This is a genomic window from Flavobacterium sp. (assembly GCF_044368995.1).
Lineage (GTDB): Bacteria > Bacteroidota > Bacteroidia > Flavobacteriales > Flavobacteriaceae > Flavobacterium.
The window spans coordinates 1-8,571 of sequence record NZ_JBIPMS010000071.1; the positions used below are offsets into that span (position 1 = coordinate 1).

Genomic DNA, 8,571 nt, shown 5'->3' on the forward strand with positions numbered 1-8,571 from the left:
GCACGCTGGTTTGAATTGAGCTCAAAAATAGAATAATAAAAGTTGGCCACGGATTTCACAGATTAACACAGATTTTTTGTTTTAATTATTATAATCCGTGAAAATCATTTAATCTGTGGCAAAATAAATGAATCATTTAATAATATCATATTTAAAATTCCTTTGGAACTCAAAAGACCAACACGGTGTGCATTCGCCTTTTGTGTTTGATTTGGTTACGAAATGTTTTTATGATAAAACAAAATTTCCAGAATATTCACTTTTAAAAAATACTTCAAAAAAAAATAAATTACTTTTTAGAGTCGTGCGGTATTTTCAACCTAAAACCATTTTAGAAATCGGAAATTCAACTGAAATAGATACCAATATATTTTCTTCAGAAATTACCAAATTTGAAGAGTTTCAAAAAAACAAACTTTCTAAAAATGACAATACTTTCCACTTTCCACTTTTGACTTTCCACTTCATTTACATCAACAAAAGTCATTCTCAGAAAACTACTTTAGACTATTTTGAAATGTTATTACCTACTATTACAAATGATTCAGTTTGGATAATTAATGACATTCATGAATCAATTGAAAATGAAAATTTTTGGGATATCATAAAAAAACATCCTAAAGTAAAAGTTACCATTGACACGTTTCATTTCGGAATGGTATTTTTTAGAGTTGAACAGGAAAAAGAACATTTTGTGATTCGAGTTTAATTGATGGAACACAGATTTCACTAATTAACAGGATTTTCTATAATTTATTTTTGTTATTGGTTTTTGTAATTGATATTGATATTGTCATTGATTTTAGAATTTAATTGTAACAAAAACTTATATTTAACTACTTATAAATTGTAGTAATAACCGTTAATCTAAAAACCGCGAATAAAAACTATGAGTACTCCAATAATAGACATTAAAGGCATAACACGTGATTTCCAATTGGGAAGTGAAACCGTTTATGTATTAAAAGGAATAGATTTAGTAATAAATAAAGGTGAATATGTGGCACTTATGGGGCCGTCGGGTTCTGGGAAATCGACTTTAATGAATATTTTAGGGTGTTTAGACACGCCTACTTCTGGAAGTTATATTTTAAACGGAAAGCAAGTTAGTGAAATGCACGATGATGAATTAGCCGAAATTAGAAATAAAGAAATTGGATTTGTGTTTCAAACATTTAACTTAATGCCAAGAACTACTGCTTTGGACAATGTGGCTTTACCTATGGTATATGCTGGTTTTTCAAAAGAGGATAGAAACAAACGTGCTACTGAAGTATTAAAACAAGTAGGTTTGTCAGACCGAATGGATCATAAACCAAATCAGCTTTCTGGTGGCCAACGTCAGCGAGTGGCGGTTGGTAGAGCTTTAGTTAACAAACCTTCAATCATTTTAGCCGATGAACCAACTGGAAACTTAGATAGTAAAACTTCTATTGAAATTATGAAATTATTTGGTGAAATTCATGCCAACGGCAATACGGTAATTTTAGTAACTCACGAAGAAGAAATTGCAGCCCATGCACATAGAATTATTCGATTGCGTGACGGAATTATTGAAAATGATTTTAAGAATAAAGAAATTGTTTCTTATTAAAAATCTATTCAATTTTTAAGATAAAAAGCTATATTTCCAAACTTCCAGCAAAAACCATTTCAGCCGGACCGGTTAAGAATACATTTTTATACATATTATTTTCAACATCAAAACTGATTGTTAATTTTCCGCCTAAAACATTAATATGAACTCGATTAGTCGATGTTTTGTCAGTAGCGTGCATTGCAATTGCAACGGCTGTTGCACCTGTTCCACAAGATAAAGTTTCATCTTCTACGCCTCGTTCGTATGTACGGACTGAAAAAGTGTCAATATTTTCTTGTTTTACAAAGTTGATATTACACCCACTTGCGTCATACAAATCAGAATTTCTTAACTTTTTACCTGCATTTTTTACATCAAAATCTTTTAAATCTGATACCAATTGCACATGATGTGGCGAACCAGTGTACACATAATCATGAGTTGTAAAATGCTTCACTTCAGTTACATCAATCATTTGAAGCGCAATTAAATTGCTTTCAAATTTAGCAAAATGATAACCGTCCGATGCTTCAAAATGAGCCTCAGTTTCAATAATACCTAATTGTTTTGCAAAAGCTATTATACATCGTCCTCCATTACCGCACATGGTACTGGTGCTTCCATCGGAATTATAATACACCATAGTAAAATCATATTTTTCATGATTTTCTAATAAAATTAAACCATCGCCACCTATGCCAAAACGGCGGTCGCATAAAAATTCAATTAGTTGGGTATTATTTTTGGGAAATGTGTTTGTACGATTATCTATCATAACAAAATCGTTTCCAGTGCCTTGGTATTTATAAAATTGTATTTGCATACTACAAATATATTTATTTTTTTAGTGTTATATAATTTTAAAAATAAAAGAAATACAAATTTCACAGATTTACACGAATTAACTGTTGCAATCTAAATAATCTGTGTACCTATAAAATATTAAAAAGTTGTTAAACATTGTTAATCGTTAGTTAAACGAATTTGTATTTTAAAAAAACGTATTTATATTTACAAAGTCAAAAAAAAATTTAAAATGAACAAGATGAAAAATTTAGGAAGCTTATTTATTGTATCATTAATGAGTGGTGCCGTTACTTTGGGTGCCTACAAATTCATTGAAAACAGAAAAAATGACAGCGATGCATTTATTACCACTTCGCCAAACTACAACAAAAACGTAAGTTATAAAGGTGCTGAAAGTGTTGATTTTACAATTGGTGCCGAAAAAGCCATTCATAGTGTGGTCCATGTAAAAAATGTTTCAGTACGAACTTTTACCGATCCATGGGCATCATTTTTTTATGGAGGTGGCACGCAGCAACAAGAACAAATAGGAACAGGGTCTGGAGTGATTGTTTCAGATGACGGGTATATTGTAACCAACAACCACGTAATACAAGACGCTAACGAGCTTGAGGTGACTTTAAATAACAACAAAGCGTATAAAGCGAAATTAATTGGTACAGACAGTAAAATGGATATTGCTTTACTAAAAATAGATGCGGATGAGAAATTACCATTTATTGTTTTTGGAAATTCAGATAATATTAAAGTGGGCGAATGGGTTTTAGCGGTAGGAAATCCGTATCAATTGAATTCAACTGTAACGGCTGGAATTATTTCAGCAAAAGCCAGAAATTTAGACAAAGCAAGTATTCAATCGTTTATACAAACTGATGCGGCGGTAAACCCTGGAAATAGCGGTGGTGCTTTAGTGAATACAAATGGTGAATTAATAGGAATAAATACGATGATTTCTTCGCCAACAGGAAGTTATGCTGGATATTCTTTCGCGGTTCCTTCTAATATTACCAAGAAAATTATTGAAGATTTAATGAAATTTGGTAATGTACAACGCGGTATTTTAGGTGTTGAAGGTGGCGAATTAAACGCGGAAGCTTCAAAAAAATTAGGGATTAATCAAACTGAGGGATTTTACATAAATAAAGTCAATAAAAATTCTGGCGCTGAGAAAGTCGGTATTGAAAAAGGAGATATCATTGTAAAAATAGATGATCAAAAAATTACATCATCTGCAGAAATGGCAACCGTTATTAATACAAAAAGACCTAATGATATTGTTAAAGTTACTTTGCTTAGAGATGGTAAAAACCTGGCTTTAAATGTACCACTAACAAAAAAAGAACTAATTGCCTACGAATTTAATGGAATTGAATTTGAAGAATTAGATGCAACCGATAAAAAAAGATTTAATTTAAAAAGTGGCATAAAAATCAAACAAGTAACCAACGCAGATTACAAGGAATATGCTGAAGATTTAAAAGGTTCTATTGTAACACAAGTGGATAATATGCGAGCAGTTGATATGGAAAGTGTTTCTGCTTATTTAGCAAAAAAAGAGATAACTGAAAAAACACGTTATCAAATTATTGCAAAAAACGGACAGATATATCGCATCTTTTTATAATAATTTATATGTATTTTAAGATTCGCAAAGTAGTATTTTTTTTGCGAATTTTTTTTGCCTTTTCTTCTAAAAAATAATTAGAAAAAAAATTGTAAAAAACGTTACGAAAACGATTGAAATCTATACTTTTGCAAAAAATTTGTAACACAATCTATATTTTCATGAACAACAACACTATTTACGAAAAAGAAGTAGCTTTTCAGGCAGACAGAAGAAAAGCATGTGTAGAATTTGTTAAAATTATAAGCGATTTATGGTTTGACAAATCTATTGAACTGGTATTATTTAGAAATCAATTAATTGACAGAAACGTTTCAGATATTATCAATTTACACGAATATGCAGTTGCTTTTGTAGAAAAACCAATCAATATTTTTGATACTGTAGAAATTGCAAGAGCCATTGAAAATTTAGATTTACCCCCCTCTCGAATAGATATTGGAAAATTAACCTATGAATTTCATTTAGAAGATGACAAATATAATGACGCTAAAGCGTTTGTAATTGACAAATTAAAATATGCAAAAGATACGTCTGAAATTGTACCTAAAGATGTAGTACTTTATGGTTTTGGTCGTATTGGCCGTTTGTTAGCTCGCGAAATGATGAGCAAAATCGGAAAAGGGCAACAATTGCGTCTACGTGCGATTGTAACTCGTGATAAAAATGATGCGGTTTTATTAGAAAAGCGTGCTTCTTTATTACGATACGATTCGGTTCATGGAGATTTTGAAGGTTCGGTTTCTGCCGATCCAGAAAACAACGCTTTAATTATTAACGGAACTACTGTGTACATTATTTCAGCTAATTGTCCAGAAGAAATTGATTATACCGAATACGGAATAAACGACGCGTTAGTTATTGATAATACAGGTGCTTTTACAACCGCAGAAGCTTTAGCAAGACACCTAACTTCTAAAGGTGCAGATAAAGTATTATTAACCGCACCAGGAAAAGGAGTGCCAAATATCGTTTATGGTGTAAATCATGAAGATTATAATCCAGATGATGTGCATATTTTTTCTGCCGCCTCATGCACCACAAACGCCATTACACCAATTTTAGCCGTTGTTGAGGAAACTTTAGGAGTAGTAAAAGGACATTTAGAAACCATTCACGCGTATACAAACGACCAAAATTTGGTTGATAATATGCACAAAAAATACCGTCGTGGAAGAGCTGCGGGTTTAAATATGGTAATTACAGAAACTGGTGCAGGAAGTGCCGTAGCTAAAGCATTACCTAGCTTAGCGGGTAAATTAACCTCCAACGCTATTCGAGTTCCTGTACCAAATGGTTCATTAGTAGTATTAAATTTAGAGGTTAGTAGAACAACCTCCGTACAAGAATTAAATAATATAATGAAAACCTATGCCTTGGAAGGCAATTTGGTAGAGCAAATTAAATATTCATTAAACAACGAATTGGTTTCTTCTGATATAGTCGGAACTGCACAACCAGCAATTTACGACAGTAATGCAACGATTGTTTCTGGAGATGGAAAAAACATTGTATTATATATTTGGTATGATAATGAATACGGTTATAGTCATCAAGTAATTCGTTTGGCAAAATATATTGCTAAAGTTAGACGTTATGTTTATTATTAGTCGGTAACAAAATGAAATTAAAAATCCGTCCCGATAACTTCGGAACGGATTTTTTTGTATAAATTATTTTATTCAGATTTCTTTTGTGTGATATAATAAATTGGAATTCCTAATAACACAATTCCTAAACCTAAGCCTGTGTTTTTGGTGTCATAAATTAATAATATTACACTGATAATAGAAATCAATGTAATATATAATATTGGAACAAATGGATAACCAAAAGCTTTATAAGGCCTTGGTGTATCAGGTTCTTTTTTCCTAAGAATAAAAATTCCGTAAATAGTTAAAACATAAAATAATAAGTTAGCAAAAGTGGCATACGTTAATAAATCGCCATATTTTCCAGACAAACACAACACAGATGCCCAAATACATTGCATCCAAAGTGCTTTTTCTGGCACTTGATTTTTATTTAACTCACCAGCACTTTTAAAAAACAACCCATCTTTGCTCATCGCATAAAACAAGCGTCCTCCAGCTAGAATTAGACCCGAATTACAACCAAAAGTAGAAATCATAATTAAACCTGCCATTATAAAAACACCCGCATTCCCAAATATTACAGAAGCAGCACTTGCGCCTAATCTATCTTCGTTAGCATATTTAATACCTTGCCCTAAAAAGTCATTAGCTAATGGGTTTCCATCTAAAGGTAATAATGAAAAATAAGCTAAATTGGCTAATAAATAAATGATTGTAACGATTAGAGTTCCTAAAAATAAACTTTTGGGAATATTTTTCTGAGGTTCTTTAATTTCTCCCGCGATAAAAGTAATGTTATTCCAAGCGTCAGAGGAAAACAACGAATTAATCATAGTGAAGCCCAACATCCCTATTATTGCAAAGCCAGTTAATACTTCTGTCGTGATTTTACCATCCACAACTGTTGTTTTAGATGCTGCCCACATATCTGTAAAATTATTGGCTAAAGTGTCGGATTGTAGACCAATATATAAACCAAAAACAATTAAAGCAAATAAAGCAAACAATTTAGCTGCTGTAAAAATAAATTGCAAATTTTTCCCTGTTTTTACACCTTGATTATTTATTATTGTTAGCACAACAATACTCAAAATAGCTAAAAGTTGTTGGTATTGAATTTTATAAGTTCCAATTTCTAATATATTTTCGCTTAAAGCTGGAAAAAAAATAGCGGTGTATTTAGCAAATGCAACTGCTACAGCTGCAATTACTCCAGTTTGAACCACTGCAAAAACAGTCCAACCGTATAAAAACGACATCATTTTGCCATACGCACGCTGAATGTAAACATATTGTCCTCCTGCTTTTGGCATCATTCCAGCTAATTCGCCGTAACTTAAAGCTGCAGCAAGCGTTAAAAACCCAGTTAAAACCCAAGCTAATAAAATCCAACCCGCTCCACCAATATCTCTGGCCATTATTGAGGTAACAATAAATATTCCAGAACCAATCATTGAACCTGCCACTAAACTAGTCGCATTTAATAATCCCAATTCTTTTTTAAATTCAGTTTTATTTTCCATATATAAATTATAGTTTCGTTAAAGATAAAAAAAGAAATTTAGGAAAATAAAAAAAGGGGTAAAATTATAAATCCTACACCTTTTTCTATTCTACAATACGTTTTATCTTTTATAATTCTGTTTTTTTACCCATTCAGCATATTTTGCAGCCACCTTTAAATGCGCACTAAAGTCCGTAGCGAATTCGTGGTAGCCAAATCTTTCTACACTGGCACAAAAATATAAGTAATTGTGTTTTTCTGGATTTAAAACTGCATCAATTGCCGATACATCTGGCATAAAAATAGGTCCTGGAGGCAAACCTTCATTTTTATAAGTGTTGTATGGCGAATTTACTATTAAATCGTTATGCATTACCCGTTTTACAACTAAGTTCCAATCATTTGATTTTTGTTTTAAAGCAAAAATTACTGTCGGATCAGCTTGTAATGGCATATTTTTGTTTAATCGATTTAAGTATACTCCTGCAACTTTTGGTCTCTCATCAGCTTTTGCCGTTTCTTTGTGAACAATTGAAGCTAATGTATATACTTGGGCTGGCGATAGATTTAATGCTTTTGCTTTCGCTAATCTTCCATCATTCCAAAATCTTTTATATTCTTTTGTAAGTTTCTCTGAAAGTTCTTCAGGTGAAGTATTCCAATAAAATTCGTAGCTATTCGGAATAAAAAACGACATTATATTGTCTTTATTCAAACCATTTTCTTTTAGAAAAGTATCGTTTGTGAAAATTTCATTCAATTTTGTTGTATCTGGTTCTATTTGAGAGGCAATTCTCACAAATAAATCTTGTACTTTTTCTTGATTATTGAAGGCTAATTTTACAGGAATATTCAATCGCAAGGCACGAACAATACTAAAACTGCTCATTCCTTTTTTTAATAAAAATTTACCTGCTTTCACATTAGAGTTATAGTCTCTTTTTGATGCTACCCAATCAATTTTAGATTGATTTTCAATATATGGAGCTAAAATTTTCTTTATATCTTCGTATTTTGAATCAGTTGGTACATAAACATATACTTCCTCTACTTCAAATTTTGTATTTCCTGTAAAAGCCTTATTGATTATATATCCACCACTAATAATTATTATTGCAGCTCCAATGCTAATGATTCTTATGAATAATTTTTTTGCTTCCAAAATTTTTATTTTACGTTTATAAATTGAAAAAGTACTTCATCTACGAATGTACCATTTATTTTACTCCAGTCTTTTTTTATGCCTATTTTCTGAAAACCAAAATTACTAAAAAGCTGTAAACTAGCTTCATTATTTATGGTAATATTTGCAAATAATTGATGTAAATTTAAATGTGTGAAAGCATAATTTGAGAGTAATTGCAAGGTTTCTTTTCCAATACCTTGATTTCTAAAGTTTTCCGAAATTAAAATTCCAATTCCAGCACGACTGTTTTTGGCATCAAAATCAAACAAATCTATG

The 8,571-nt window shown here is 31.3% G+C and carries 8 protein-coding genes; 4 read left to right on the forward strand and 4 right to left on the reverse strand.

Annotation, left to right across the window (positions count from 1 at the left end):
* Nucleotides 1–127: 127 nt before the first annotated feature.
* Nucleotides 128–709: a class I SAM-dependent methyltransferase gene (locus ACIQ2I_RS06175; protein ID WP_396181564.1), complete on the forward strand. Its 582-nt coding sequence runs from the start codon at nt 128–130 to the stop codon at nt 707–709.
* A gap of 180 nt (nt 710–889) precedes the next feature.
* The gene (locus tag ACIQ2I_RS06180) at nt 890–1,594 is read left to right on the forward strand and encodes an ABC transporter ATP-binding protein (RefSeq protein ID WP_396181565.1); all 705 of its coding nucleotides are present in this window, start codon (nt 890–892) and stop codon (nt 1,592–1,594) included.
* 28 nt (nt 1,595–1,622) lie between these two features.
* Here ACIQ2I_RS06180 and dapF read toward each other — a convergent pair whose 3' ends face one another.
* Nucleotides 1,623–2,402 carry a diaminopimelate epimerase gene (gene dapF, locus ACIQ2I_RS06185; RefSeq protein WP_396181566.1) on the reverse strand — a complete coding sequence of 260 codons (780 nt, stop codon included), beginning with the start codon at nt 2,400–2,402 and terminating at the stop codon, nt 1,623–1,625.
* A 222-nt stretch (nt 2,403–2,624) separates the two neighbouring features.
* Here dapF and ACIQ2I_RS06190 point away from each other — a divergent pair, with 222 nt between their 5' ends.
* Together ACIQ2I_RS06190 and ACIQ2I_RS06195 are read left to right on the forward strand one after the other, a co-directional pair.
* The gene (locus tag ACIQ2I_RS06190; protein WP_396181567.1) at nt 2,625–4,010 is read left to right on the forward strand and encodes a S1C family serine protease; all 1,386 of its coding nucleotides are present in this window, start codon (nt 2,625–2,627) and stop codon (nt 4,008–4,010) included.
* Nucleotides 4,011–4,171: 161 nt separating this feature from the next.
* Nucleotides 4,172–5,620 carry a glyceraldehyde-3-phosphate dehydrogenase gene (locus tag ACIQ2I_RS06195; protein ID WP_396181568.1) on the forward strand — a complete coding sequence of 483 codons (1,449 nt, stop codon included), beginning with the start codon at nt 4,172–4,174 and terminating at the stop codon, nt 5,618–5,620.
* A gap of 68 nt (nt 5,621–5,688) precedes the next feature.
* Here ACIQ2I_RS06195 and ACIQ2I_RS06200 read toward each other — a convergent pair whose 3' ends face one another.
* From ACIQ2I_RS06200 to ACIQ2I_RS06210, 3 genes are all read right to left on the reverse strand, one after another.
* Nucleotides 5,689–7,128: an APC family permease gene (locus tag ACIQ2I_RS06200; protein ID WP_396181569.1), complete on the reverse strand. Its 1,440-nt coding sequence runs from the start codon at nt 7,126–7,128 to the stop codon at nt 5,689–5,691.
* Nucleotides 7,129–7,230: 102 nt separating this feature from the next.
* Entirely contained in the window at nt 7,231–8,271 is a 1,041-nt protein-coding gene (gene mltG, locus ACIQ2I_RS06205) for an endolytic transglycosylase MltG (RefSeq protein WP_396181570.1), read from the reverse strand.
* Between the two features lie 5 nt (nt 8,272–8,276).
* Nucleotides 8,277–8,571 (reverse strand): GNAT family N-acetyltransferase (locus ACIQ2I_RS06210; protein WP_396181571.1); only part of this gene is annotated, 295 nt, incomplete at its 5' end.

What these genes read in the sequence shown, in the direction of transcription:
- ACIQ2I_RS06175 (WP_396181564.1), top strand. Translation starts at nt 128, where the DNA reads ATGAATCATTTAATAATATCATATTTAAAATTCCTTTGGAACTCAAAA.
- ACIQ2I_RS06190 (WP_396181567.1), top strand. Translation starts at nt 2,625, where the DNA reads ATGAAAAATTTAGGAAGCTTATTTATTGTATCATTAATGAGTGGTGCC.
- dapF (WP_396181566.1), bottom strand. Translation starts at nt 2,402, where the DNA reads ATGCAAATACAATTTTATAAATACCAAGGCACTGGAAACGATTTTGTT.
- ACIQ2I_RS06195 (WP_396181568.1), top strand. Translation starts at nt 4,172, where the DNA reads ATGAACAACAACACTATTTACGAAAAAGAAGTAGCTTTTCAGGCAGAC.
- ACIQ2I_RS06180 (WP_396181565.1), top strand. Translation starts at nt 890, where the DNA reads ATGAGTACTCCAATAATAGACATTAAAGGCATAACACGTGATTTCCAA.
- ACIQ2I_RS06200 (WP_396181569.1), bottom strand. Translation starts at nt 7,128, where the DNA reads ATGGAAAATAAAACTGAATTTAAAAAAGAATTGGGATTATTAAATGCG.